Origin of the sequence: Mesorhizobium sp. B2-8-3 (assembly GCF_006440815.1) — a bacterium.
Lineage (GTDB): Bacteria > Pseudomonadota > Alphaproteobacteria > Rhizobiales > Rhizobiaceae > Mesorhizobium.
Window position 1 is genome coordinate 1 of record NZ_VFTW01000028.1, and the last position, 24,948, is coordinate 24,948.

Annotated in this window: 27 protein-coding genes; 16 read left to right on the forward strand and 11 right to left on the reverse strand. The window is 63.9% G+C overall.

The window, feature by feature from the left end; all coding sequences use genetic code 11:
* Window positions 1–219: 219 nt before the first annotated feature.
* From FJ418_RS27445 to FJ418_RS27455, 3 genes are all read right to left on the reverse strand, one after another.
* Window positions 220–1,170, reverse strand: a complete 951-nt coding sequence (locus FJ418_RS27445) for a sensor histidine kinase (RefSeq protein ID WP_246672543.1) — start codon at window positions 1,168–1,170, stop codon at window positions 220–222.
* 289 nt (window positions 1,171–1,459) lie between these two features.
* The gene (locus FJ418_RS27450) at window positions 1,460–1,624 is read right to left on the reverse strand and encodes a DUF1328 domain-containing protein (protein ID WP_018429836.1); all 165 of its coding nucleotides are present in this window, start codon (window positions 1,622–1,624) and stop codon (window positions 1,460–1,462) included.
* Window positions 1,625–1,793: 169 nt separating this feature from the next.
* Window positions 1,794–2,588, reverse strand: coding sequence for a response regulator (locus FJ418_RS27455; protein WP_140648116.1), 795 nt, complete (start codon window positions 2,586–2,588; stop codon window positions 1,794–1,796).
* A gap of 218 nt (window positions 2,589–2,806) precedes the next feature.
* Between FJ418_RS27455 and FJ418_RS27460 the strand changes: the two genes are divergently transcribed.
* Window positions 2,807–3,010: a NepR family anti-sigma factor gene (locus FJ418_RS27460; RefSeq protein ID WP_140648115.1), complete on the forward strand. Its 204-nt coding sequence runs from the start codon at window positions 2,807–2,809 to the stop codon at window positions 3,008–3,010.
* 3 nt (window positions 3,011–3,013) lie between these two features.
* Window positions 3,014–3,565, forward strand: a complete 552-nt coding sequence (locus FJ418_RS27465; protein ID WP_140648114.1) for an RNA polymerase sigma factor — start codon at window positions 3,014–3,016, stop codon at window positions 3,563–3,565.
* Window positions 3,566–3,600: 35 nt separating this feature from the next.
* On the opposite strand, the gene FJ418_RS27470 is transcribed toward FJ418_RS27465, so the two are convergent.
* Complete coding sequence (locus FJ418_RS27470; RefSeq protein ID WP_140648113.1) at window positions 3,601–3,981, reverse strand: response regulator; 381 nt, start codon at window positions 3,979–3,981, stop codon at window positions 3,601–3,603.
* 152 nt (window positions 3,982–4,133) lie between these two features.
* Between FJ418_RS27470 and FJ418_RS27475 the strand changes: the two genes are divergently transcribed.
* The 4 genes from FJ418_RS27475 (at window position 4,134) to FJ418_RS27490 (ending at window position 6,179) form a co-directional block, all read left to right on the forward strand.
* Complete coding sequence (locus FJ418_RS27475) at window positions 4,134–4,895, forward strand: Crp/Fnr family transcriptional regulator (RefSeq protein ID WP_140871064.1); 762 nt, start codon at window positions 4,134–4,136, stop codon at window positions 4,893–4,895.
* A 77-nt stretch (window positions 4,896–4,972) separates the two neighbouring features.
* Entirely contained in the window at window positions 4,973–5,299 is a 327-nt protein-coding gene (locus FJ418_RS27480) for a DUF883 family protein (RefSeq protein WP_140648111.1), read from the forward strand.
* A gap of 6 nt (window positions 5,300–5,305) precedes the next feature.
* On the forward strand, window positions 5,306–5,770 hold the full coding sequence (locus FJ418_RS27485; protein ID WP_140871067.1) for a phage holin family protein: 465 nt from the start codon (window positions 5,306–5,308) through the stop codon (window positions 5,768–5,770).
* A gap of 205 nt (window positions 5,771–5,975) precedes the next feature.
* Entirely contained in the window at window positions 5,976–6,179 is a 204-nt protein-coding gene (locus FJ418_RS27490; protein WP_140657984.1) for a hypothetical protein, read from the forward strand.
* An 8-nt stretch (window positions 6,180–6,187) separates the two neighbouring features.
* Here the strand turns inward: FJ418_RS27490 and FJ418_RS27495 are convergent, their stop codons facing one another.
* Window positions 6,188–7,108, reverse strand: a complete 921-nt coding sequence (locus FJ418_RS27495) for a diacylglycerol kinase family protein (RefSeq protein WP_140648108.1) — start codon at window positions 7,106–7,108, stop codon at window positions 6,188–6,190.
* 245 nt (window positions 7,109–7,353) lie between these two features.
* On the opposite strand from FJ418_RS27495, the gene FJ418_RS27500 reads away from it, so the two are divergent.
* The gene (locus FJ418_RS27500; protein WP_140871070.1) at window positions 7,354–8,718 is read left to right on the forward strand and encodes a PRC-barrel domain-containing protein; all 1,365 of its coding nucleotides are present in this window, start codon (window positions 7,354–7,356) and stop codon (window positions 8,716–8,718) included.
* A 119-nt stretch (window positions 8,719–8,837) separates the two neighbouring features.
* Here the strand turns inward: FJ418_RS27500 and FJ418_RS27505 are convergent, their stop codons facing one another.
* Window positions 8,838–10,406 (reverse strand): alkaline phosphatase family protein, encoded by a 1,569-nt coding sequence (locus FJ418_RS27505; protein ID WP_140871073.1) that lies wholly within the window; start codon window positions 10,404–10,406, stop codon window positions 8,838–8,840.
* 216 nt (window positions 10,407–10,622) lie between these two features.
* On the opposite strand from FJ418_RS27505, the gene FJ418_RS27510 reads away from it, so the two are divergent.
* The 4 genes from FJ418_RS27510 (at window position 10,623) to FJ418_RS27525 (ending at window position 13,791) form a co-directional block, all read left to right on the forward strand.
* Window positions 10,623–11,555 carry a VOC family protein gene (locus tag FJ418_RS27510; RefSeq protein WP_140871076.1) on the forward strand — a complete coding sequence of 311 codons (933 nt, stop codon included), beginning with the start codon at window positions 10,623–10,625 and terminating at the stop codon, window positions 11,553–11,555.
* 3 nt (window positions 11,556–11,558) lie between these two features.
* The gene (locus FJ418_RS27515) at window positions 11,559–12,194 is read left to right on the forward strand and encodes an alpha/beta hydrolase (RefSeq protein ID WP_140871079.1); all 636 of its coding nucleotides are present in this window, start codon (window positions 11,559–11,561) and stop codon (window positions 12,192–12,194) included.
* Window positions 12,187–12,486 (forward strand): GNAT family N-acetyltransferase, encoded by a 300-nt coding sequence (locus FJ418_RS27520; protein ID WP_140820969.1) that lies wholly within the window; start codon window positions 12,187–12,189, stop codon window positions 12,484–12,486. Before FJ418_RS27515 ends, FJ418_RS27520 begins: the two co-directional genes overlap by 8 nt.
* 246 nt (window positions 12,487–12,732) lie before the next feature.
* Window positions 12,733–13,791, forward strand: coding sequence for a dipeptidase (locus FJ418_RS27525; RefSeq protein WP_140871082.1), 1,059 nt, complete (start codon window positions 12,733–12,735; stop codon window positions 13,789–13,791).
* Window positions 13,792–13,796: 5 nt separating this feature from the next.
* Here the strand turns inward: FJ418_RS27525 and FJ418_RS27530 are convergent, their stop codons facing one another.
* Genes FJ418_RS27530 through FJ418_RS27545 form a run of 4 tightly spaced genes read right to left on the reverse strand, consistent with a single transcriptional unit; the run spans window position 13,797 to window position 18,514 of the window.
* Window positions 13,797–14,054, reverse strand: a complete 258-nt coding sequence (locus FJ418_RS27530) for a hypothetical protein (RefSeq protein ID WP_140871085.1) — start codon at window positions 14,052–14,054, stop codon at window positions 13,797–13,799.
* Between the two features lie 2 nt (window positions 14,055–14,056).
* On the reverse strand, window positions 14,057–15,331 hold the full coding sequence (locus FJ418_RS27535; RefSeq protein ID WP_140871088.1) for an aminomethyltransferase family protein: 1,275 nt from the start codon (window positions 15,329–15,331) through the stop codon (window positions 14,057–14,059).
* 2 nt (window positions 15,332–15,333) lie between these two features.
* A complete protein-coding gene (locus FJ418_RS27540; RefSeq protein ID WP_140871091.1) occupies window positions 15,334–16,908 on the reverse strand; it encodes an NAD(P)/FAD-dependent oxidoreductase in 1,575 nt (524 codons plus the stop codon).
* Window positions 16,895–18,514: an NAD(P)/FAD-dependent oxidoreductase gene (locus tag FJ418_RS27545; protein WP_140871094.1), complete on the reverse strand. Its 1,620-nt coding sequence runs from the start codon at window positions 18,512–18,514 to the stop codon at window positions 16,895–16,897. The genes FJ418_RS27540 and FJ418_RS27545 overlap by 14 nt, the downstream gene beginning before the upstream one ends.
* A gap of 255 nt (window positions 18,515–18,769) precedes the next feature.
* On the opposite strand from FJ418_RS27545, the gene FJ418_RS27555 reads away from it, so the two are divergent.
* The 5 genes from FJ418_RS27555 to FJ418_RS27575 all read left to right on the forward strand — a co-directional run bounded on the left by FJ418_RS27555 (window position 18,770) and on the right by FJ418_RS27575 (window position 23,894).
* The gene (locus FJ418_RS27555) at window positions 18,770–19,564 is read left to right on the forward strand and encodes a class I SAM-dependent methyltransferase (RefSeq protein WP_140871097.1); all 795 of its coding nucleotides are present in this window, start codon (window positions 18,770–18,772) and stop codon (window positions 19,562–19,564) included.
* A gap of 6 nt (window positions 19,565–19,570) precedes the next feature.
* Window positions 19,571–20,257 carry a transcriptional regulator BetI gene (betI, locus tag FJ418_RS27560; RefSeq protein WP_140657962.1) on the forward strand — a complete coding sequence of 229 codons (687 nt, stop codon included), beginning with the start codon at window positions 19,571–19,573 and terminating at the stop codon, window positions 20,255–20,257.
* Window positions 20,258–20,323: 66 nt separating this feature from the next.
* The gene (locus tag FJ418_RS27565) at window positions 20,324–21,406 is read left to right on the forward strand and encodes an ABC transporter substrate-binding protein (protein WP_140871100.1); all 1,083 of its coding nucleotides are present in this window, start codon (window positions 20,324–20,326) and stop codon (window positions 21,404–21,406) included.
* 116 nt (window positions 21,407–21,522) lie between these two features.
* Entirely contained in the window at window positions 21,523–22,599 is a 1,077-nt protein-coding gene (locus FJ418_RS27570; protein WP_140871103.1) for an extracellular solute-binding protein, read from the forward strand.
* Window positions 22,596–23,894 (forward strand): flavin monoamine oxidase family protein, encoded by a 1,299-nt coding sequence (locus FJ418_RS27575; RefSeq protein WP_140871106.1) that lies wholly within the window; start codon window positions 22,596–22,598, stop codon window positions 23,892–23,894. The genes FJ418_RS27570 and FJ418_RS27575 overlap by 4 nt, the downstream gene beginning before the upstream one ends.
* Here the strand turns inward: FJ418_RS27575 and FJ418_RS27580 are convergent.
* Complete coding sequence (locus FJ418_RS27580) at window positions 23,858–24,931, reverse strand: ABC transporter ATP-binding protein (RefSeq protein WP_140859322.1); 1,074 nt, start codon at window positions 24,929–24,931, stop codon at window positions 23,858–23,860. The two genes, FJ418_RS27575 and FJ418_RS27580, sit on opposite strands and share 37 nt — an antisense overlap.
* Between the last annotated feature and the right edge of the window lie 17 nt (window positions 24,932–24,948).

Here is a 24,948-nt window from a genome sequence, read left to right on the forward strand (position 1 = left end):
ATCGGCGGATCCTTTTGGCGAAGAATCCTCCAATCAAATCACTTCAAGCCGTCCTCACCCTTGCGTCGTGTACTGTGAGCGGATCCAGGCGACGCGCTTCAAGGCTTTGTTTTCATGCATGTCGTTATCGCAAAACCGCTGCACACTTTTGCGCGACACGCATTAGCCTGACCCGTTGCGCACTTTCATGGAATTGCTCTCACGCCATCGGCGGCACCATCAATCCGTCTCGAAATTTCCGTGCGGGACGGTGAGACGGTATTCCATGCGGTCCTTGCCGATTTCCAGCGTCGCTGAGCCATTCAGCGACATCGGCACGACGCGTTCCAGCGCCACGCTGCCGAAGCGCTTCTCATTGCGCGGCGCGTCGTCGACCGCCTCCGTCCAGGTCAGCAGAAGGTTGGGCGAGGTTCCGTTTTCGGTCTCGAGCCTGGCGCGAACCTCGACATGGCCCTCCGGCCGCGACAGCGCGCCGTAGCTCACGGAATTCACGGCCAGCTCATGCATCGCCAGGCCGATATGCAGGGCGGCATTGGGGTTGAGATAGGGATTTTCGCCCGCGAACCGCAGACTGTTGGCCAGATCGCTGCTGTAGCGGCCGACCTGGCCGGAGACGAGCTCCTGCAGCGCCGCTCCCCGCCAGTTGGAGGATGTGACCAGATCCTGCGAGGACGAGAGCGATTGCAGCCGGCCGCGAAACCGCGCCAGGAACTCGCCGAGCGTCTCCGTATAGCGCCCGGTCTGAGTGGCGATGCTCTGGATGATGGCCAGAAGATTTTTCGATCGATGGCTGACTTCGCGCAGCAACGCCTTCAGCGTCTGCTCGCGGCGTTTCTGCTCCGTCGTCTCCACCATCGTGGTGACAACGCCGAGGACGTCGCCGGCGTCGCCACGGTCGGCATCGATCCAAAGCTGGAACCAACGTACGCCCTGGTGTCCCGGAATGCTGAGCTCGAGCTGGTCCGCGTTGCCGGATTCGATTACCTTGAGTTTGGCGGCCCTTATGCGTTCGGCCTGCGCCGGCGAGAGCAAGTCCTTGCCGGCGGCTGTATCGGACGCCCAGGGCGCGTTCATGTTGCGCGCCCAGACCGTTTCCATCTGCCGATCCTCGTAGACAACCGAAATCCCGGCATTGTGCAGGGCATGAAGCAGGGCTCGCCCCAACTGCATCCCGCTCTCCGAGGGATGCATCGCGATCACTTCGCCTTTCTGCTTTTCAACCCTGTCTTTCGTGGGACCCTCGGAAGGCATTGGAACATCCCGCACTCGGTCCTGGAACGGCTCAATCCGCAACTGGTTCCGCGTGAGCCAGCGCCTTGAAATCGCAGTGGCCTTGAAATCGCAGTGGCCCTGAAATCGCGGGGGCTCTCCAAAAACGGTCCGCCGGACGGTGCTCTTTCGAGGCGCCGTCCGACGGTGGCTGGAAACCGTTTGAGGGGTGCGGCTTCCAGTGTCGCGGTCAGGCTCTCCTGAAAAGGCCTGCGATGAGCGAAATCACCAGGAAGGCGAGGAAAATGAAGAACAGGATCTGCGCGATGCCCGCCGATGTGCCGGCGATGCCGCCGAACCCAAGCGCGCCGGCGATGATCGCAACTACGAGAAATACGAGCGCCCAGTACAGCATGATGCGTCTCCTTCTTACGTCGGGAAAAGAACGTGGCTCGGTGTCGTTTGTTCCACCATTTGCTGAAAAAGACGATCCCCTTGAAGGGGCTTTTCAGACCGCAAACGGGCCAGGCGTCACGCGCGGCGGAGGGCCTCGCATGACGCTCGAGGTCCAAGCTCCGGAAGGATCAGGCGGCGGCCTTGGCCTGACGGTCGAAGAACAGGGCCTGGCTGATCAAAGCCTTGACCATGTCGGGATTGAACGGCTTGGTGACCAGGAAGGCCGGCTCGGGGCGCTCGCCGGTCAGCAGGCGTTCCGGGAAGGCGGTGATGAAGATCACCGGCACCGGCGTCGAGGACAAGATCTCGTTGACCGCTTCGATGCCCGAGCTCCCGTCGGCGAGCTGGATGTCGGCCAGAACCATTTTCGGCCGCGTCCTGCCGAACACGGCCACGGCCTCGGCATGGGTGCGCGCCGTGCCGACCACACGGTGGCCGAGACTCTCGACCATCTCCTCGATGTCCATGGCGATCAGCGGCTCGTCCTCGATGATCAGCACGTCGGTCGCGACCTGCCGGGAAATCTCGTTGCTCGCCTGGGCAAGCAGTTCCGAGAATTCGTCCTCGTCTACATCGAGGATTTCCGCCGCCTCGTCCTCGCTGAAGCCCTCGACGGCAACCAGAAGGAAAGCCTGCCTCGGCAGGGGCGCGATGGCATTCAGATTGGCCGCGGCCCGCTGCTCCCAGGCGGTCTGGGCCTGTTCCTGCGGCACGCGGATGGCCACGGAGGTGAACAGTCTGGCGAAAACCTTGTACAGCGCAATACGGTCGCTCGAGGCTTCGGGAAAGATATTGGTATCGGCGATGATGGCTTCCAGCATCGCGGCGACCAACGCGTCACCGCTCTCCTGCGATCCCGATACCGCCCGCGAGAAGCGGCGCAGGAACGGAAGATGCGGCGCGATGGTTGCGGACAAACTCATTATCGACGTCTCCCTCAAATGACGTTGCACGTTCAAGGCCGCACTGATTGCATGCCCCTGAAAATCAAACGCCGGCTTTCGGAAAAAGTTCCGCCGGCTGTGGAACTAAATTAGCAAGCGGGCGTTTCGGGGTTTGGGATGGGCAACCAGACGAAGGTCCCGCTTGCGTTGTGGTTTGAAGTCGAAGAGCGGTTCAGGCGCTGGAAACTAGGGCGACTATGAAAGAAATGAAGAAAAAACAGTTGGCTGATGCTGCAAGCAGGCATCGGAACGGGGACGGTAATCCGCTTGGGGCAAACTCAGAGATAGCCCGCAAGCTCAAACAATATTATGACGAGTTGGTCTCGGACCATGTGCCGGACCGTTTCGCTCAGTTGCTCAGCCAACTGGAACAGACCGAACCTGCCCAGAAAAAGGACTGAGGCATGGCGGTGGTATCCCAGAGCTTCAAGACCGAGTTGCTCGGTGCGATCCCGAGTCTTCGCGCCTTTGCCGTGTCGCTGACGCAGAATGCGGACCGGGCCGACGACCTCGTCCAGGAAACGCTGGTCAAGGCGTGGGACAAGCATGAGAGCTTCCAGCCCGGCACCAATCTGAAGGCCTGGCTGTTCACCATCCTGCGCAATGAATTCTATTCGCAGATGCGCAAGCGCGGCCGCGAAGTTCAGGACAGCGACGGCATCATGACGGCCAGGCTTGCCGTTCACCCGGCCCAGCATGGCCAGCTCGACCTCAAGGATTTCCGCGGCGCGCTCGAGCAGCTGCCCGAGGACCAGCGCGAGGCCATCATCCTGATCGGCGCCTCCGGCTTCTCCTATGAAGAAGCCGCCGAGATCTGCGGCTGTGCCGTCGGCACGATCAAGAGCCGCGTCAGCCGGGCGCGCGCCAGGCTCCAGGAAATCCTCAAGATTTCCGGCGAGGACGAGTTCGGGCCCGACGCGATCTCGGCGCAGGTCACAGGTTCGAACGCGGCTTGAACCGACCGGTTACGATTGCGATTGCAAGGATGGCCTCAGGCCGCCTTTGCCCGGCCGCAGGCCATGGCCAAGGCTTCGATCAGATCGTCGCCTGAGTAGGGCTTGGCGATCAGCCGGATATCCGGAAACGAACCCTTGATCTCGTCCGAATCCGAATAGCCGGAGGCAAATACGAACGGCACGCCCTCGCTGCGCAGCCGCGCGGCGAAATCCAGAGTCGAGACGCCGCCGAGCATCAGGTCGACAACCGCCGCGTCGAAGCGCGCAGGCAGCGCCTGCCCGTCGATCTCGCCGAGTTCACGCGCGATCGTCACATCTGCGGCGCCGTGGTCGCGGCAAAGCTGCTCGACATCCATCGCGATCAGGAACTCGTCTTCCAGAACGAGAATACGCAGTCCATCAAGCAGCGCTGGCACTTATCAGTGTCTCCTCGGCAGGACCGCACTCATGCGCGGAATTGGCCGCCATGTCATTTAAAAAAGACATGGATCCCAGCCTCACGGAACCCCTACCGGTCTCAGGCGTTTCCTTGCGCCCATAAGGGCAGGGATTTCGAAGAGGGGTCGAAATGTCCGGCCAAAGCGCACGCGCGGCTGCCAGCCGTCAATATCCTTGTGAAAAGTGCCCGTTGCGGCCGTTGCCGGCGTTCCGTGAGTTCGACAAGCTGGAATTGTCATTCATCGGCACCTTCAAGCGCGGTGAACTTGCGGTCGACAAGGGGGCGACAGTCCTGGTCGAAGGCAGCCACAGCGCGCATCTCTATACCGTGCTGTCCGGCTGGGCGTTCCGCTACAAGCTTTTGCCCGACGGACGTCGGCAGATCCTCAATTTCTCCATGCCCGGCGACCTCATCGGCCTGCAGGGAAGCCTGATGGGCGAGATGCAGCATTCCGTCGAAGCGCTGTCGCCGATGCTGCTGTGCGTCTTCGAACGCGACCAGCTGCAGGAACTCTATCGCAACCATCCCGGCCTTGCCTATGACATCACCTGGATCGCGTCGCGCGAGGAGCGCATGCTGGACGAGAACCTGCTCAGCATCGGCCGCCGCACCGCGCTCGAACGAGCGGCCTATCTCGTCGCCTTCATCGCCGGTCGGGCGCGCAGCGCCGGATTGAATGGCAAGACACCGGTGCAGATTCCGATCACACAACAGCATATCGCCGACACGCTCGGCCTTTCGCTGGTCCATACCAACAAGACCATCCGCAAGCTGATGGACCGCAAGCTCGTGATGTGGCGAGATGGCCGCTGCGAAGTGATCGACTATGATGGACTGAAGAAGCTTGCCCGATGGGAGGGACTGGGCGAGGAACGCAGGCCACTCATCTAGGATGCCCAGGGACGCGACGACCGGAACCATGGCGCTGGACGGGCGTTGAAACCAACGCAAACGCAAGGAGTTAGAGAATGGCAACCGCCGCAGGCAAATCCGCAACGGACCAAGCAACCACTGCCGACCTCGAGGCCGATATCGAGCAACTGAAGGCGGATATCCAGAAACTTACGGAGCAGCTCGCCAAGACCGGTCAACACGGCTATGGCGCGGCCCGTCGCGCCGCCGCGGATGGCGTCGAGCAGTTGCGGGCGCAGGGCGAAGCCGCGTTCGAGAGCATGCGGGGAAATGCCGAGGACATCGAAGCGCAGCTGATCGCCAAAGTGCGCGAGAAGCCGGTGACGTCGCTGGCCATCGCGGCGGGCGTCGGTTTCCTCTTCGCCCTGCTTTCCCGCCGCTAACCGCAGATGGGGGCGCTTGTCTCGCTGATCTCGGCCCTCGCCTCGGGCGAGGCCATGGCCGCCTTGCACAGGGCGCGGACGACGGCGATCCTTTACGGACTTGCCGCCGTTTTTGCTCTGTGCGGCATCGGTTTCCTCATCGGCGCCGCCTATATCTGGCTGGCGGCGCGCTACGGGCCGCTGGCGACCAGCCTCGGCTTCGGCATCGGCTTCCTGGCGGTTGCCGGGCTCATCCTCGTCATTCACAAGCTGACGACCAGCATGCGCAGCAGGCGGCGCGCAAGACGGCGGCAGGCCGACATGACCGCGCTGGGCGTTACCGCGGCACTTGCCCTGCTTCCGGCCATTGCCAAGAGCAAGGGCGGGCTGGGAGCCGTCATCGCGCCCGCCCTGGCGGTCGTCGCCTACGCCATCTATCGCGAGAACGCCAAGCCCACGCCACCGAAGCAGGATCCGCAGGACATGTCGTAAGCGGTTCAGGAAACGCCGGGACCTCAGGGAGGCTCGGCGGCATCTTTCCTGCGGGCGAGGACGCCGGCGGAACTCGTGGCCAACGTCGCTGACTTGGGCAAGGCGGCGGATGTCATTCCCTGGTTCGGAACCTTCCCGATCAAGACCCGTTACCCGACCGTATCGTGCCTAAAGCGCCCGCCGCCGCGCAGCATGGAGGCCAAGAGTGACCAAGATCGTACCCGAAGACAAAGCACGCCAGGGGCATTGGGGCTGGCATGCGCTCAGGATCCTCATCGCGGGGCTCTTGCTCGCCTTCATCGCGTGGGGGGCAGTCGAGATTTACGGCGAGCTGATCAAATCGCCGACGACGCAGCAGACCGTGCCGGAAGCGCCGCCCGCGGCTCAGAAATCCGTCCAGGGCGGTTGATCCCCGCATCACGCCGCCCTTGCCTGCGCATTGCTTGCCGGAACGAGCACTTTCAGCGCGCCGGGGTGAATCTCGATCGTTGTTTCGCGTTCTAGCCTGACGAGTTCGCCATCCAGCACCGCGCTGAACTTTTTGGCGGGCGAATGGATCTTCAGCACAGCCCTGCCTGCCTGATGCACTTCGACATGCGCGCTCTGGCGCAGCCTCCCGCGCAGCATGTCCAGCAGGAGTTTTGCCAAGTGATGACGCTGGCGCGCGACGCTGACATAGATGCCGAGCACGCCGCCGGCCGGGTTGTCGGCATAGGGCAGATGGCCTTCGCCGAACAGATTGTTGGAGATGCCGATGCCGGTGGTGCGGGTGACGATCTCGGCCTTGCCGACGCTCAGGCTGACCTTGAGGGCGGGCGGATTGTTGATCGCCGCCCATGCGGCGCGCACGGATGCCTGCATCTTTCCAAGGCGCGAGCCGAAGTCCATCTTTTCGCGCAGCTGAACCATCTCAGCGTGCATGCCGACGGAGAACTGGTGCACGAAAGGCTGGCCGTTGGCGCTGGCCATATCGACCGCGATCACCTCGCCATCGGCGAAGGATTGCAGGGCGGCTTCCAGTGTCTGCGGAATGCCCAGGCCGCGCGCGAAGAGGTTCATCGTGCCGGCGGGCAAGATGGCCAGGACCTTCTTCTTGTTCATGAGGAGGGACGCCGCGGTGGAAATCGTGCCGTCGCCGCCTCCGGCAAGAACGACGTCGATGTTCCGCCTGGCGATGGCCTTCTCCAGCGCCGTGGCGATGTCGCGGCCGGCGACGATATCGATCTCGACCGAATGTCCGGCCGCTTCGAGCGTGTGACGCAACTGTTCGGAAAATGCTTCCAAATCGATGGTGCGGAGCGTGCCGCCGTCCTGGTTCAGCACCGCAGCAAACCGCATGCACCACTCCGTGTCGCTTCAGGTCAGTTTGAGCCGGCAGACCCTCAGCCGCACGCTGGAACGAAGATGCGGCCGCAAAGGTTCCACCGGAGGTTCAGGATTCCAGCCAGTCGTGGATGCATTGTGGTTGGAACAACACCCCGGTCACGACGTTGTGAACCTGTCGACACTGCCGCTCCCGACCCGCCGCTCAGAGGTTGGTCGAGGCAGTGTCATATACAAATCAGGCACGAGGAGAGACCATCATGATCCGCACTCTTTTTGCGACGACCGCGATCGCGACGCTGCTCGCAAGCGGCGCTTTTGCACAGACGACGCCCGCCCCCGCTCCACAAGCCCCAGCAGCCGAAAATCCAGCGCCGGTCATGCGCTCGGATGGCGCCCTGATGACGAACATCATCGGCGAGTCCGTCTACAACGGCACCGGCGATGACGCGCAGGACATCGGCAAGGTCGATGATGTCGTCTTGGATTCCAGCGGCAAGGCCAAATCCGCCATTATCGGGGTCGGCGGGTTCCTTGGCGTCGGCAAGAAGGACGTCGCTTTCGACTACGGCAAGCTGGAATGGGCCGAGAAGAACGGCGACCGCTGGCTAGTCGCCAAGTCCACGAAAGATGAACTGAACGCTCTGCCGGCATTCGACCGCAAGCCTTATGATCCGGCGCCAGCGCAGTCGGCCGACGCTACGCAACCTGCTAACAACACGACCACAACGCAGGCTCCGGCGGCCGCACCGGCTGAGCCGGTGAACAAGGCCGAGGGCAACCTCGCCACCAACATCATGGGCGAGTCGGTCTATAACGGCACCGCGGACGACGCCCAGAAGATCGGCGACGTGAAGGACATCGTGCTTGCCAAGGACGGCAAGGCCGAGTCGCTGGTGATCGGCGTCGGCGGCTTCCTCGGCATCGGCACGAAGAACGTCACCTATGACTTCGCCAAGGCAAAATGGGCGGAGAAGAACGGCGACCGCTGGCTGGTGGCCGAGACGACGAAGGAGGAGCTGCAGGCCCAGCCCGATTTCGACCGCAAGGCCTATGATCCGGCGCCCGGCTCGACGACGGCAGCGAGCAACGCTCCTGCGGCGACCACGCCCGCTGTGGTATCTTCGGATACGACCTCCGACAAGGGGGCCAAACCGGCAGAGCCCGCCAAGTCGACGGCCGAGAACAAACCTGCGACGCCGCCGGCCCAGAGCACGGCCGAGAACAAGCCCGCCGATAACGGCACGGCCGCAACCGACCAGACCAAGACCGCTTCCATCGACAAATCGACGCTGAGCGAAATGCCGATGGGCAACATCCGCGTCGACGACCTCAAGGGCACGACGGTCTATGGCGCCAACGATGCCAAGATCGGTTCGATCGGCGATGTCGTGCTGACGCCCGACAACAAGCCGGACGCAGTCATTGTCGATGTCGGCGGCTTCCTCGGCATCGGCGCCAAGGAAGTGGCGATCGGCATGGACAAGCTCAAATTCATGACCGACAAGAACGGCAAGAAATATCTCTATACCAACTTCACCAAGGAACAGTTGCAGGCGCAGACGGCCTATGACAAGAGCAGTTATGCCGCCAACCGCGACCAGCAGCGGATGATGTTGAAGTAGGGATTATGGATTAGGCAGTAGGCAGTAGGGAATAGGCAGTAGACGAAAGAAAAGTTAGCAAAGCAACCCGCGCGGTTTGGATATTCACTGCCTACTGCCTACTGCCTACTGCCTACTGCCTACTGCCTACTGCCTACTGCCTGACTAACGTACCCAACCAAGCCATCTTCCGTCAGTTCCGCCAATGCCAGCGACTGATCGAGATGCGCGGCGCGCCAGGCGAGCATCCTTTCGGCGAACTCAAGCCGTACGGGCAGATAGGCCGGGTCGCCTGCCACGTTGTTCAACTCGCCCGGGTCTTTCGAGAGGTCGAAGAGAAGCGCCGGCAGACCGCCACCGAAATGGACATATTTGAACTCGGCCGTGCGGATGACGGCAAGGTTGCAGGCGCTCGATGCGATACCGAAATGGCGCTCCGCTTCGTCTTTGGCGACTGTACGGAAGTCAAACTCCCAATGCGCCGCGTCGCGCCAGGTCTCCGGCTTCTTGCCCTCGATCCAGGGCACGAGCGAACGGCCGTCGAGATGGCGCTGTGGCGCGGCGCCGATCAGGTCGAGCAAGGTCGGGAAGATATCCACCGCCTCCGTGAAATGGTCGACGGATGAACCGGCCTCGGCTCTCCGGCGCGGATCGCGGATGATCAGCGGAATGTGGTAGCTGGCGTCGAAGAAGCCGCCCTTGCCGAGCATGAAATGGTCGCCCATCATCTCGGCATGGTCGGAGGTCAGCACGATGACGGTGTCGTCCCAGGCGTCCGCCGATTTGATCGCCCGCCAGATGCGGCCGAGCTGCGCGTCGACCTCGGCGATCATGCCGTAATAGATCGCGCGGACTAAGCGGAAATTTTCCTCGCTCCAGTCCGGCACCTTGCCTTCGATGCCGGGAACGAATTTTGTCCGCTTCTGCCGGTCGAGATCGTAAGCGACATAGGGATGGCTTTCCGCCTCGGCCTGCCAGCTTGCAGCGCGCCGGAAGGCGGGACCATCGTCTGGATCGTACATCGTGTTGTAGGGTTCCGGCACGATGAAGGGCGGGTGCGGGCTGATGAAGGAGATATGCGCGAACCACGGCACGCTCTTCTCCTGCTCGCCGAGCCAGCGGATGAATTCGCCGGCCAGGAAAGCGGTCGGCGTCTGGTCTTGCGAATAGACCGGCGGCGCGTTGGTCACGTCGCGTTCCGCTTGCCCGTTGGCCGGACGGTGGATGCCGGGGCTGCCGGCGCCGGTGTCGATGCCCTGCGCCTGCAGCCATGACAGCCACTGCTTCTGATGCTCGGGCAGGGCTTGGCGCACAGTGAATCCCGGTAGCACGCCTTCATAGCTGCACAGCCGCGGATCCTCGGGGGAGAGTTGTCGGGGATCGAGCGAGACATCGGTGTAGCCGAACAGGGTCGGATCGTAGCCCGCCGCGCGCGCCGAAAGCGCGATATTGCCATGGCGCGCGTCGAGCGGCGTGCCGTTGCGGCAGACACGATTGTTCATCTGGTAGAGCCCGGTATAGAGGCAGGCGCGGGCCGGCGAGCAGGGCGCTGCGCCTCCGTAGTGCCGGCGGAAGAGCACGCCTTGCGCGGCGAGCGCATCCGCATTCGGCGTCTTCACCACCGGGTGGCCGGCGGCCGACAGGCAATCGCCGCGCCACTGGTCGCAGGTGATGAGGAGAACATTCGGGCGGCTCGTCGGATTATCCAAGATCGTCTCCTTGTGGACGCGCGCCCCAGATGGGACGGAAATCACCGGCGTTGCAAGCCGAAGTCAGTGATGGATCGGTGAACATATTTTGAACAGTCGTTCACTTTTATGACACAGTCCATTCTGTGTTTGCCCGCTTTGCCGCCGGCCCGCCGATCCTCATATTGGCGTGGACAGCGGCGAGGGCCGCACAAGGACAAGGGAAGGAGCACGATCATGCTCAATCAGATCAAGGGTCTGCATCACGTCACCTCGATGGCGAGCGACGCGCGCCGCAACAACGAGTTCTTCACCAAGAAGCTCGGCCTGCGCCGGGTGAAAAAGACCGTCAATTTCGACGCACCGGATGTCTACCATCTCTATTACGCCGATGAAGTCGGCACGCCGGGCTCGGTGATGACCTATTTCCCGTTCCCCGATATCGGCCAGGGCCGGCATGGCGTCGGCGAAGTCGGCACCACGGTGTTCTCGGTGCCAGAAGGCACGCTCGCCTATTGGGAAAAGCGCTTCGCCGACGAGGGCGTGGGCAACGTCGCCCGCACGGAAAGTTTCGGCGAGAAGCGGCTCACCTTCACCGGTCCGGACGGCGACAGCTTCGCGCTGGTCGAGGACAAGGCCGACAAGAGGGCGCCCTGGGTCAAGGGCGGCGTTCCCGGCGACGAGGCGATCCGCGGCTTTCACTCGGTCTCGCTCCGGCTGAAGGATGGCGGCGCCACCGAGGAGCTTTTGAAGTTCATGGGCTATGAGGAGGTCGACAAGTCCGGCAACGTCCGCCGGCTGGCCATCAAGAACGGCAACGGCGCCGATGTCGTCGACATCGAATCGCTGCCGGGCGCTGGCTTTGCCAATCTCGGCGCCGGCTCAGTGCACCACGTCGCCTTCGCGGTCGAGGATCGCGCCAAGCAGCTCGAAGTGCGTAAGGCGCTGATCGACACGGGTTATGGCGTGACGCCGGTCATCGATCGCGACTATTTCTGGGCGATCTATTTCCGCACGCCGGGCGGTGTGTTGTTCGAGGTGGCGACCAACGAACCGGGATTCGACCGCGATGAGGACACCGCGCATCTCGGCGAGGCGCTGAAGCTGCCGACGCAGCATCAGCATTTGCGGCCTTATCTCGAAGAGCATCTGCAGAAGCTGGAAGGATGAGCCATGAGCAAGGACGCTTACATCCACAAGGTGCTGCCCGGTTCGCCGGGCGGTCCACTGCTCCTCCTCTTCCACGGCACCGGCGCGGATGAGAACCAGCTTCTTGGCTTCGGCCGCGAGCTTTTGCCTTCGGCGACGATCGTCTCACCGCGTGGCGACGTGTCGGAGCATGGTGCCGCCCGCTTCTTCCGCCGCACCGGCGAGGGCGTCTACGACATGGACGACCTGGCGCGCGCGACATCGAAGATGGCGGGCTTCGTCAAGGCGCATGTCGAGGCGGCAAAACCCTCGGCGGTGTTCGGCCTCGGCTACTCCAACGGCGCCAACATCCTGGCTTCGGTGGTGTTCGCCGAGCCGAGCCTGTTCGACGCCACGGCGCTGATGCATCCGCTGATCCCGTTCGAACCTGAGGTGCGGGGCAGCCTTGCCGGCCGCAGCATCCTGATCACGGCCGGCAGGCGCGACCCGATCTGTCCGCCCAGCCTGACATCGCGGCTCGAGGCTTATTTGCGCGCCGACGGCGCCGATGTCACAGTGGAATGGCACGACGGCGGGCATGAGGTTCGGCCGAATGAAATCGAAGCGGCGCGGCGGCTGTTCGCGCTCGCGCCCGCTGAAGGAGGCAAGAACAATGGCTGACCAACTGCCCGAGATCGAACTGGAGGACCGCGGCTCCAAGGGACGCTACGTGCTGCGCGGACCCGGCGGCGCCGAGGCCGAGATGACCTTCACCAAGATCGGTGAGCACCAGCTCATCATCGACCACACCGAGGTGCCGGATGCCTTTCGCGGCCAGGGCGCCGGACTTCGGCTCGTCACCCGCGCGGTCGAGGACGCACGCGCGGCCGGCAAGAAGATCATCCCGCTCTGCCCCTTCGCCAACGCCCAGTTCCGCCGCCATCCGGAATGGGCGGATGTGCTGAAGCAATGAGCTTTCCCTTCTGGAAGAAGGTGGATCGGCGCGCGGCGCCGAGACGGATGAGGGGTGTTTCAGCGGAGTGAGACGTCGGCGTTTCCTGGAACACCCCTCATCCGTCGCCTTCGGCGACACCTTCTCCCACAAGCGGAGAAGGAGAAGCCCTTGGCATTTGCACGGCCCGATCATCTTGCCTAAGTTGACGGTTCGCCCGGACGAAACCTGTCGTCCCGCCTGTCCCCGATTTGAATGGCTTCCCTGATGACCGATACCGACCTGATCCCCGTTTTCGACGGACATAACGACACGCTGCTTCGGCTCTACCAGTCGAAGGAAGCCGACGTCGAAAAGCTGTTCATCGAGGGGACGCCGGGCGGCCATATCGACCTGCCGCGCGCTAGGAAGGGCGGCTTTGCCGGCGGCATGTTCGCTATCTTTCCGCCGCCGGTCGAGAAGTCGAAGCGCAGCGCCGTGCCGCCGGCGCCGAGCGACAACGAGCCGCTGCCGCCGGAGCTGCCGCAGGCCGAGGCGATCACCTCGACCATCGGCATGGCCTCGATCCTGTTTCGGCTGGAGCGTGCCGGCGCGTTGACCGTCTGCCGCAGCGCCGGCGATGTGCGTGACGCGATGGCGAAGGGTTCGATCGCGGCGGTGTTCCACATCGAAGGCGTCGAGGCGATCGATCCCGGGCTTGCCATGCTCGACGTGCTTCACGCCGCAGGCCTGCGCTCGCTTGGCATCGTCTGGAGTCGCCCCAACGCCTTCGGCAATGGCGTGCCGTTCCGCTTTCCTTCGTCGCCCGATACTGGGCCGGGCCTCACCGACGCTGGCAAGGCGCTGGTCAAGACCTGCAATCAGCTCAGGATCATGATCGACCTCTCGCATCTCAACGAGAAGGGCTTTCGCGATGTCGCGGCGCTGAGCGACGCGCCGCTGGTCGCCACCCATTCCAACGTGCACGCGATCTGCGGCCACTCGCGCAACCTGACCGACTGGCAGCTCGGCGCGATCCGCGAGTCGGGCGGCATGGTCGGCCTCAACTTCGCCACCGGCTTCCTGCGCGAGGACGGCCGCATGAATGCCGACACCAGTATCGACATCATGGTGCGCCACATCGACTCGCTTTTACAGGCGCTGAGTGAAGACGGGGTCGGGCTAGGTTCGGATTTCGACGGCGCCATGATCCCGGCCCCCATCGGCGACGTCGCCGGCTTGCCGAAGCTCATCGACGCGCTCGCCGCGCGCGGTTTCGGGCGCGCGCTGATCGAGAAGATCGCCTATCGCAACTGGTTGAGCGTGCTGGAAAGGACGATCGGCTGAGCGCGTTACAGCGCGTAACCCATCCGCTTCAGCCAGTCCTTGCCGACGCCGCGGTCGCGGATGATCGGCAAGGGATTTTCCGCGTCGAGCCGGGCGCAGATGCGGTAGACCTCCAGCGTCTCGGCGTTCATCTCGCCGCGCTTGAAGAAGAACATCGCCGCCGCGTAGCGGGTGCGGCCGGACCACATCTCGCCGAGCGGCGTGTTGACCAGCTGCCACTGCTCGGTGGCTTCCGCTTCTAGGTCCTCCGCTTCGCTTACCATGGTCAAAAGTCCGCGGGCGGGTTGGCGGTGCGGCGGTCGAGCTTGATGAAGGGCCGCTGCACCACCTTCGCCTTCTTCATCAGCTTCTGGTACTGCAGCTCGCGCATGGCGTAAATCTCGACCCAGAGGTCGTCGACGATGGTATCGCCATAAGGCCGCTGCAGCGAGGCAAGCGCGATGTTGCGCTTGGCCATGGGCGACCACATCGCCGCGCTGACCAATCCGACCTCCTGGCCTTTCTTGTAGTAGACGATGGCATGCTCGGCCGGAATGTTGCCTTCGATCTCCAGCCCGACCAGCACGTGGCGAAGCCTCTTCTTGGCGCGGGCTTCGAGGATGGCGCGGCGACCGTTGAAGTGGCCCTTGTCCGGATCGATCATGAAGCCGAGGCCAATCTCGTCCGGCATGCGCAGGCGGTCCGTGCGGACGGCGTGCTCGGCAGCTGTGAAGTCGCCGTTGGCGACGATCAGCCCGGCTTCGAGGCGAGCGCGGTTCAGCGCGGTATAGCCGATGGCGCGGATGCCGCGCGGTTCGCCCGCCGCCATCAGCCGGTCCCACAGGCTCAGCGCCTTGTCCGCCGGCACGAACAATTCATAGCCGAGATCGCCGGTGAAGCCGGTGCGCGAGATGGTGACTTTGCCAGTTCCTTGGGGAGCGCCATCATGCGCGAATTCGGCGAGGTCGAAGAGCTTCAGCCGCTCGACGCCGGCAAAGCCCGCGTCGCGCAGGACGGCGAAGGAGGTCGGGCCCTGCAGCGCCAAGCCGGCAACCGCCTCGGTCTCTTCCTCGACACTGACCTCGTAGCCGATCGCGCTGTCCAGCAGCCAGGGCAGATGCCGCTCCTGCGAGCACAGCCGGAAGCGTGTCGGCGAGAGCCGGAACAAAGTGCCGTCGTCGAGCACGAAACCTTCGTCGTCGCACCAGGCGGTGTAGTGGACGCGGCCCGGTTTCAGTTTGGTCACGTCGCGCAAGGTGACGCGGTCGAGATAGGCTTCGGCGTCCGGACCTTCGACCCGGTATTTGGTCATCGGCGAGATGTCGAAGAGTGCCGCCTGGCTGCGGATGGCGAAATATTCGAGCTCCTCATCCCACAGCGAATGCGGCGCGCGGTAGCCGGCCCAACTGTACCAATCCTGCTTCAGCCCCAGCGCGTCGATGCGTGGCTGGAAGGGCGTGCCGAGCCGCAGCGTGCGGAAGTGGGATTGCGCGGCTGCACGGGCTTCGAGGGCGGGATCAATCACCGTCTCGACGGGCTTCTTCCTGGTTGCTTGCGCCATGCTCATGCCCTCATCGCGATGATGCGGCGCGCGGCGTTGAGGCCGGGCGCGCCGGAGATGCCGCCGCCCGGATGCGAACCGGCGCCGGCAAGGAACAGCCCTTCGAGCGGCGTGTCGTAGCCCGACCAGCCGGAAACGGGCCGCGACATCAGCATCTGGTCGGCTTGCAACTCGCCATGGTGCCAATGGCCGCCGGGCATGCGGTAGCGCGCCTCGATGTCGGCGGGCGTCAACAGCTCGACGTGGCGCACCGTTGCGCCGATGCCGGGCGCATAGGTTTCGAGCTGCGCCATGATCGCCTTGAGGAATTGCGGCTTGCCGGCGGTCCAGCCCTCTTTCAGCGCATAGGGCGCGTATTGCACCACCGCCGAGAGCACGCAGGCGCCGGACGGTGCGAGCGATGGATCGGCTAAGCTGGGCAGCGTGATCTCCATCACCGGCTCGGGCGAGAACTCGCCATATTTCGACGGGTTGAAGGCGCGCTCGACATGGTCGGGCGAAGGCGCGATGACGAGGCGGCCCTTGTGGCCGGCGGCGTCGACGCCAGTGAATTGCGGCGGCCGGTCGAGCGCCAGATGCAGCTTTGCCGCGTCGCCCTTCATGCGGATATTCTTCACCTTGCGCACGAAGCCGGTGTCGACTTCGCGCGGGCCGACGAGATCGAGGATCGTCGTTGCGGGATTGATGGCGGAAACGACGGTCTTGGCGCGCAAGGTTTCGCCGCTCTGCGTGACGACACCGACGGCGCGGCCCTTCTCGACGATGACCTTGGCGACCGGCGAAGCCGGGCGGATCGTAACGCCAGCCTTTTCCGCCGCCGCGCGGATGGCGGCGACGATGGCGCCCATGCCGCCTTTCGGCTGCATCTGCGCCCCGGCAAGGCCGCCGATCTCGCCGGCCAGCCGGTAGTAGAGGCCAAGCAGTGAGGTCGGCGAGCGCGGCCCGAGATGCGAGCCGAGCGTGGCGTCGAAAGCAAGCAGGCCCTTCAGTCGATCGTCCGACAGCTGTTCGTCGAGCAGGTCGTAGACATTCATCAAAAGCACGCGCAGGAAGTCGCGCATATCTTCCTTGCCGAGCCGCTTCAGCGCCAACGCGGTCTGGCCGAGCCCGGTCATTTCTGCCAGCGACATGCCGGCAAGGTCCGGCGGCCGGCGCGACAGGAAAGGCTTCAGCACGCCGGCATAGCGCAGTAATTGCGCGCGCAGGTCTTTCCAGGCGGATTGCTCCGAGGGGCTGGCGCCGGTCAGCACCTCGCCATAGGCGCCGTGCAGCACCAGCGGATCATCCTTCGACAAAGCAACTGACGGCACGAAATCGCCGCGCTCGATCTTCAGCCCGTGCCGCTCCAGCTCCAGCGTTTTCACGACATCGGGATGCAGGCGATTGAGCAGATGCGCGACGGCGGAAGCGCGAAAACCCGGCGCGAACTCCTCGGTGCGCGCGGCGCCGCCGACATCGTTGCCGGCCTCGAGGACCAGCACCTTGCGGCCGGATTTGGCCAGCGTGGCGGCGGCGACGAGGCCGTTATGGCCACCGCCAATGACGATGGCGTCCCAGTTCAAATCAGATGACGTCATGGGCGGGGCTCATATGCAGGGTTGGCTTGGCGAGATCGCGCAGGATCTCGGCGGCGGCGTTGCGTCCGGGCGCGCCCATGACGCCACCGCCCGGGTGGGTGGAGGAGCCGCACATATAGAGGCCGCCGACCGGCGAGCGGTATTGCGCGTAACCCGGCACCGGGCGGTTGAACAGCAACTGGTCGAAGGTGAGCTCGCCCTGGAAGATGTTGCCTTCGGTGAGGCCGACCTCGGCCTCGATCTCGCGCGGCGTGCGCACCTCCATATGAACGATGCGGTCGCGGAAGCCTGGCGAATATTGAGCGATCTGGGAAATCACGCTTTCGGCGAAGCCGTCACCGTCGGCGTCGGTCCAGTCGCGGCCGTCTATCTTGGGTGGCGCGTATTGCACGAAGCAACTCATGAAATGCTTGCCGGGCGGCGCCATGGTCGGATCGAGCGTGGTCGGGATCATCATGTCGAGGGAGGGATCGGCCGACCAGCGCCCGGCCTTCCAGTCGTCATAGGCGCGTTCCATGCGCTCGATGGAATCGGTGAAATGCATGTCGGCGCGGTAGACCGGCGAGTCCTTCGGCAGAGCCGGGAACTCGGGCAGCGAATCCAGCGCGATGTTGATCTTGCCGGAGGAGCCGCGGATCTTGAAATTCCTGACACGGCGCAGGAAGATGTCGGGCAGCTCCTTTTCCTCGACCAGCTTCAGGAAGGTGCGCTTGACGTCGGCATTGGAGATGACGAGCTTACCAAAAATCTCCTCGCCGCCGGCGAGCACCACGCCCTTCGCCTTGCCGTTCCTGATCAACACATGGTCGACCTCGGCGCCGGTGCGGATGGTGCCGCCGCTGGCCTTGAAGGAGGCGGCCAGCGCCTTGGTGACGGCGCCCATGCCGCCGCGCGCATAACCCCAGGCGCCGACCGAGCCGTCGACCTCGCCCATATAGTGGTGGAGCAGAACATAGGCCGTGCCGGGCGACATCGGGCCGAGCGCCGTGCCGATGATGCCGGAAAGCGCGAAGTTCGCCTTGATGACGTCGGTCTCGAAATACTCGTCGAGGAAGTCCGAGATCGACATGGTCCAGAAGCGCAGGGTCAGCGCCATTTCCTCGGCCGAGAGCCCGGCGAATTTTTTCCCCAGATAGAGCAGTTCGCCGAGATCGCGCGGCCTGAAGCTGGTCGGGTCGGGCGCGGTGCGCATCAAGAGCGGCTGGATGAAGCGGCACTGCCTTGTGACGTCGCGCGAATAGCGGTCATAGGCCTCGGCATCGCGCTTCGAGAAACGGGCGAACTCGCGGCGATGCGCGTCGTGGTCGCGGTAATTGGCGAGATAGTCGCCGTCGCGCGTGAACACCGCGCCGCCTTCATAGGAGATTACCTGCAGGCCGAAGCGCGGCAGCTCGAGATCGCGCATGATCTCGGGCCTGAACAGCGAGCAGACATAGGAGCAGTTCGAATAGAGGAAGCCCGGCGTCAGCTCGCGGCTGGTGGCCGCGCCGCCGACCCAGTCTTTCTTCTCGACCACCAGCACATCCAGGCCGGCGCGCTGCAGATAGCAGGCGTTGACCAGCCCGTTGTGGCCGCCGCCGATGACGATCGCGTCCCATGCCTTCATGCGCGCCGAGCCTCCATCCGGTTTCCCTATCTTCTTGTTTTTGCGCAATTCCGGACGGAAAACCGCTTCACACTTTTCCTGGAATTGCTCGGTGCGTTTTGTTCCCCGATTGCCCGAATTTGGCACGGATCACAGTTTTTTGTCCAGCCATATTGAATGAATGTTCAACAAATGGTGTTGCGTTTTCCCGTTGATGCGCTAGGCTTTGCCTGCGTTCTGGACTGATCCACATCGGCATTTGGGGTTGAAGATCCGATGATCGAAACGGCTGACGCCGAGCCGGAATATGACGACACCGCCATTCGCTTCCTCGAAGCGCTATGGGGCGAGGGCTACCTGTCGCCCGGCGGTCCGGAAGAGGTCGACCGCGTGGTCGAAGGCTTGTCGCTCCAGGGCAAGACGATCCTCGATGTCGGTTGCGGCGCCGGCGGCATCACGCTGCATCTGGTAGCGCGGCACGGCGCGGCTCGGGCCACCGGCTTCGACGTCGAAAAGCCGGTGATCGAGACGGCGAGGCGAGGGGCGGCCCGGCAAGGTCTCGAAGACCGTGTCGGCTTCGTGCAAGCGCCGCCGGGGCCGCTGCCTTTCACGGACGCTTCCTTCGACGTCGTCTTCTCCAAGGACGCGCTGCTGCATGTGCCGGACAAGGACGCGCTATTCGCCGAAATTTTTCGCGTGCTGAAGCCCGGCGGGGTGTTTGCGGCGTCGAACTGGATGATCGGGCATGACGGCGAGCCGTCGCCTCAGATGAAGGCTTATGTCGCGGCCGAGGGGCTCTCCTTCGCCATGGCCTCGCCGGCACGCTATGCCGAAGCGATGCGGCGCGCCGGCTTTACCGACATCGCCGTCCGCGACCGCAATCCATGGTACCGCGAGGTCGCGCGGGAGGAACTGGCGCGCCTCAAGGGACCGCTCTACGCGCAGGCCGCCGCGGCGGTCGGCGCGGCCTATGTCGACAAGAACATCAAGACCTGGGAGGCGATGCAGAAGGTGCTTGACAGTGGCGAGCACCGCCCCACTCATCTGCGCGGTTGGAAGCCGGTCGGATAGCCGGCAATGCTGGAGATCGTCACACCCATGAAGACTGCAGAGGCGAGCGACGCTCTCCCCGAAACGACGCGCAAGGGCGATGCCGAAAAGCGCGGCCGCAAGGCCTCGAAAGAGGTCAGGCAGCTGCAGCTGATCGAGGCGACGATCGATTCGCTGGCCAAGCGCGGCTATGCCGAAACGACGATGGCCGACGTTGCCGACGGCGCGGGCCTGTCGCGCGGCATCGTCAACTTCCATTTCGAGAGCAAGGAAAAGCTGCTGATCGCCACGCTGCAGCACATGTATGACGAGTATTCGGCGCATTGGCGCACGGCCTTGCAGAAGGCGGGCGACGATCCGGCCAGGCAACTGCAGCAGCTGGTATGGGCCGATTTCGACCGCTCGATCTGCAACAAGCGCAAGCTCGCCGCCTGGCTCGCCTTCTGGGGCGAGGCCAAGTCGCGGCCGACCTACCAGGCGCTGAGCAGCTCGCGTGACAATTACTACCAGCAGGTCTTCATCGATCTCTGCACGACGCTCAAACAGAGCGGCGGCTATGCCTATGACCCTCAGGTCATCGCCCTGGCGCTCAGCGCCATGCTCGAAGGCCTGTGGCTGCGGCTGATGATGGGCACCGAGGACACGACGCGCGAGACGGCCTTGCAGTCGGCGAATGCATTTTTGGCCGCCGCTTTCCCGAAACACTATGGCTAGCAAAAGCCGGGGTTTGGCGACAGCCGGCCAAACAAGACCGGCAAGACCAAAAGAGGATGGAACAGCATGAAGAAATTCAGCCGACGCCTGACACTGACCTTGGCGCTTGGCGGCGCGCTCGCGGCCTCCGCGGCAGCGTTCGCCGTCGCCGCCGACAAGGACCTGATCGTGTTCGACTGGTCCGGCTACGAGGATCCGAGCTTCCACGGCAAATATGTCGAGAAGAACGGCGACTCACCGACCTTCGCCTTCTTTGGCGACGAGGACGAGGCGTTCGAAAAGATCCGCTCCGGCTTCAAGTCCGATCTCGGCCATCCATGCTCGCAGAGCGTCGTGAAGTGGCGCGAGGCGGGCCTGCTGCAGCCGCTCGACACTTCCAAGATCGCCGGCTGGAAGGATCTCAACCCCGGCATCATGGCGATGAAGGACCTTGCCACGACGTCCGACGGCAAGGCCTGGTTCATGCCCTGGGATTGGGGCGACACCCAGCTCACCTACAATTCCGACAAGATCGCCGAAAAGGACGTGCAGTCGCTGAAGGCCTTCGCCGATCCGAAATACAAGGGCAAGGTTTCGATCGGCGACAATGTCGACGACGCCTACGCGCTGGCCAGCCTCGCCATCGGGCTCAAGGACTGGACCAAGATGACGGACGACCAGTTCAAGCAGGCGTCCGACTTCCTGCGCCAGGTGCACAAGAATGTGCGCTCCTACTGGACCGACACAACCGACATCGTGCAGCTGCTCTCCGGCGGCGAAGTCGATCTCGCCTGGGCCTGGAACGACGCGGCGGTGCAGTCGCAGGCCGCCGGCGTGCCGATCAAGTCCAAGAAGGACACCGACGAAGGCATCTCGACCTGGGTGTGCGGCTATGTGCTGTTCAAGGACGCGCCCGGCAACATCGACAAGGCCTATGACTACCTCAACGCCGTCAACGATCCGGAAGTCGCCAAGGTGCTGGTCAAGGATTGGGGCTACGGCCAAGCCAATGCCAAGGGCATGGCCGGCGTCGACCCGGCGATCCTGAAGGAAAAGGGCTATGACGACGTGGGAAAATTCGTCGACAAGACGCTGTTCCAGTCGCCGGTGCCTTCCGCGCTCAAGCTCAAGATGATCGCCGAGTTCGAGAAGATCAAAGCCGGCTATTGAGTCGACCTTCAGCGGCCCGCTCACTACAAAGCAGAGCAAGGTGAGCGGGCTCGCCAAAGCCCGGGAATTCTCCTAACCTCCCCCGATATGTCCGCGATGGGGGAGTTTCTCGGGCCATGAAAACCATGCTTCGCCGCTTTGCCCTTGCTGCCGTCGTCACCGTCGGCGCGGGTACCGCCTATGCGCTTGCCGAAGGCGGCGGCGACCTCGTCGTCTTCGACTGGTCCGGCTACGAGGACCCGCTGCTGCATCCGGCCTACGCCGCCAAACACGGCGCCGAGCCGACCTTCTCCTTCTTCGGCGACGAGGACGAGGCCTTCGAGAAGATGCGCGCCGGCTTCAAGGCCGATATCGCGCATCCCTGCTCGCAAAGCGTGGTGAAATGGCGCGAGGCCGGTCTCTTGCAGCCGCTCGACACCTCGAAGATCGCCGGCTGGAAGGACCTCAATCCAGGCATCATGGCGATGAGGGATCTGACCACCACCGCCGACGGCAAAGCCTGGTTCATGCCTTTCGACTGGGGGAATACCTCATTGCTCTATCGCACCGACAAGGTGACCGCCGACGAGGCGCAGTCGCTGAAGATCTTCGCCGATCCGAAATTCAAGGGCCGCGTCACCATCGGCGACAATGTCGACGACGCCTATGCGCTGGCGAGCCTGGTCATCGGCCTGAAGGACTGGACCAAGATGACGGACGAGCAGTTCAAACAGGCCTCCGCCTTCCTGCGCGACGTGCACAAGAACATCCGCTTCTACTGGACCGACGACACCGATCTCAACCAGGCCTTCACGGGCAATGAAGTCGACCTGGTCTGGGGCTGGAACGAGACCTATGTGACGCTGAAAGGCCAGGGTCTGCCGATCGCCATGAACCGCGACACCAAGGAAGGCATCTCGACCTGGGTGTGCGGCTATGTGTTGCTCAAGGATGCGCCGGGCAAGCCCGACCAGGCCTATGATTTCCTGAGCGCCGTCAACGCGCCGGACGTTTCGGAGTATATGGTGAAGACCTTCGGCTACGGTCACGGCAACAGCGCGGGCATGGCGGCGATGGACCACAAGCTGCTCACCGACCGCGGCTTCGACAATCTCGACAAATTCCTCGACAAGACGCTGTTCCAGCAGCCGGTTGCGCCGGATTTGAAGCAGCGCATGGTCGCCGAGTTCGAGAAGATCAAGGCCGGCTATTGAGCAGCATCATCGAAAGAACCGACGTCGTCATCGTCGGCGCCGGCTTCACCGGCCTGTCCGCCGCGCTCGACTTTCAGCGCGCCGGCGTCGATTTCCTTGTGCTGGAGGCGCGCGACCACGTCGGTGGCAGGGTGGAGGCTGTCCGCAATGGGCTCGGCGAACTGATCGACAGCGGCGGCCAGTTCCTGTGCCAGGACATGCCTGAGCTGATGGCGCTGGCCAGGGCGCGCGGCAAGACTTTCGTCGAGACCTATATCGAAGGCGAGTTCATCACCCATCCGTGGATGTCGGTCGAGGAGGCCGAGCGGACCTACCAGGTCGCGATGGCGATCCGCGAGCGCATGAACAGGATCGAGCCGGACGATCCGTCGATCGCAGGGCTGACGGTCGCGACATGGCTCGAGCGCCAGAAAGACACGACCGACGCCAAGGCAGCCTTCCGTTCGATGATCGAGGGCCTGTGGTGCCTGGCGCTGGACAAGGTGCCGCTGTGGTACCTGATCGACAATGATCGCCGCATCACCAACGAAGTATTCGAGCTGCAGTATTTCCTGCGCGAGACGATGCAGTCGCTGGCTGATGATCTGGCGGCGGACCTTGGTGATCGGCTGCGGCTGAATGAGCCGGTTGCGCGCGTCGAGCATGGGCAGCAAGGCGTTCGGGTCGTTTCGGCCCGCGGTGTGATCGAAGCGCGCACGGCGCTGGTCGCCCTGCCGCCTGCGACGGCCGCGAAGCTCGACTTCACGCCCGCCTTGCCGGCGGAGCTCGCAAGCGCGCTCGGCGTCTGGGAAAGCGGCGCGGTGATCAAGATCCTGGTGCGCTATGCCAGCCCATTCTGGCGTGAGCGGGACCTGTGCGGCATGGTCATGTGGCGCGACCAGCCGGGGCTGTTTGCCTGCGACGCCAGCACGGATGCCGATCATGCCGCGCTTATCGTCTTCGTCGGCGGGCCGTTGGCGCTGCGCTGGCACCCGCTCGGCGCGGCGGCATTCCGCGCGGAAGTCACGGCGAGGCTCGTCGAGGCGCTCGGCCCGCGAGCCGCCGACGTCGTCGATTTCAGCGCGCGCGACTGGACGCATGACCGGTGGAGCGGCGGCGCCTATAGCGACCTCATCGTCGACGTGACCGCGCGGCATGCCGAACGAGCAATTCTCGCGGGCGCGCCGCCCGTCTATTTCGCCGCTTCGGAAGTGTCGCCGTCTTTCCCGGGCTATGTCGAAGGCGCGATCGTCGCCGGCCGCATCGCGGCCGGGAAGATTCAGTCGGCCATCGCCACCAGCGCCTCGGGGTCGTAGGCGAGGCGGATCGGTGCGCCGACCGGAATGTCGTCGGCGCCGAAATCGTTGGTCTCGGTCACCGAGAGCGGCTTCTCCAGTCCCGGTATCTCGACGATCAGATGCGTGATCTCGCCGAAATAGTGGCGCTCCACCACCTTGCCCGCGACCTCGAACTTTGCCGTCGCGGTGTCCCACAAAACACGCAGCCGCTCCGGCCGGATGCCAAGCGTGGCCGCGCCGCCATTGCGCACGAAAGCCCTCGGCTTGTCGGTCTTGACGCGGCCGAAGCCCAACGTGTCGAGCACCATTGAAGTCCCGTTTTCCTCGACGATCTCGGCCTTGACGAAGTTCATGCCGCCGAGGAAGTCGGCCACCTGGCGATTGACCGGGCGCTGGTAGATCTCCTTCGGCGAGGCGACCTGGGCGATCTTGCCGCCGAACATGACGGCGATGCGGTCCGACATCGCCAGGGCCTCGTACTGGTCGTGCGTGACCAGCACGAAGGTGATGCCGACCGCCTGCTGCAGGCGGCGCAATTCGACCTGCATCTGCTCGCGCAGCTTCTTGTCCAGCGCCGAAAGCGGTTCGTCGAGCAGCAGCACTTTCGGCCGCATGACCAGCGCGCGGGCGAGTGCGACGCGCTGGCGCTGGCCGCCGGAAAGCTCGGTGGCGCGGCGTTTGCCGAGGCCGGTCAGCGACACCTGCGCCAGCGCTTCCTCGACGCGGCGCTTCTCCTCGCCGGCGTCGAGCCTCAGCCGCCTCAGCCCATAGGCGACATTCTGCTCGACATTGAGATGCGGGAAGATCGCGTAGCTCTGGAAGACCATGTTGGTCGGCCGGCGGTTGGCGGGGATGCCGTCCATCGGCTGGCCGTCGACGGCGATGGAGCCGCTGGTCGGCGTGTCGAAACCGGCGATCATGCGCAAGAGCGTGGTCTTGCCGCAGCCGGAAGGCCCGAGCAGCGAGAAGAATTCGCCCTCCTTGATCGCCAGCGAGGCATTGTCCAGCGCCTTGAAGGCGCCGTAGCTGCGCGTGACGTCGCGGATCTCGATCATGGTGCGATCCGATTGCG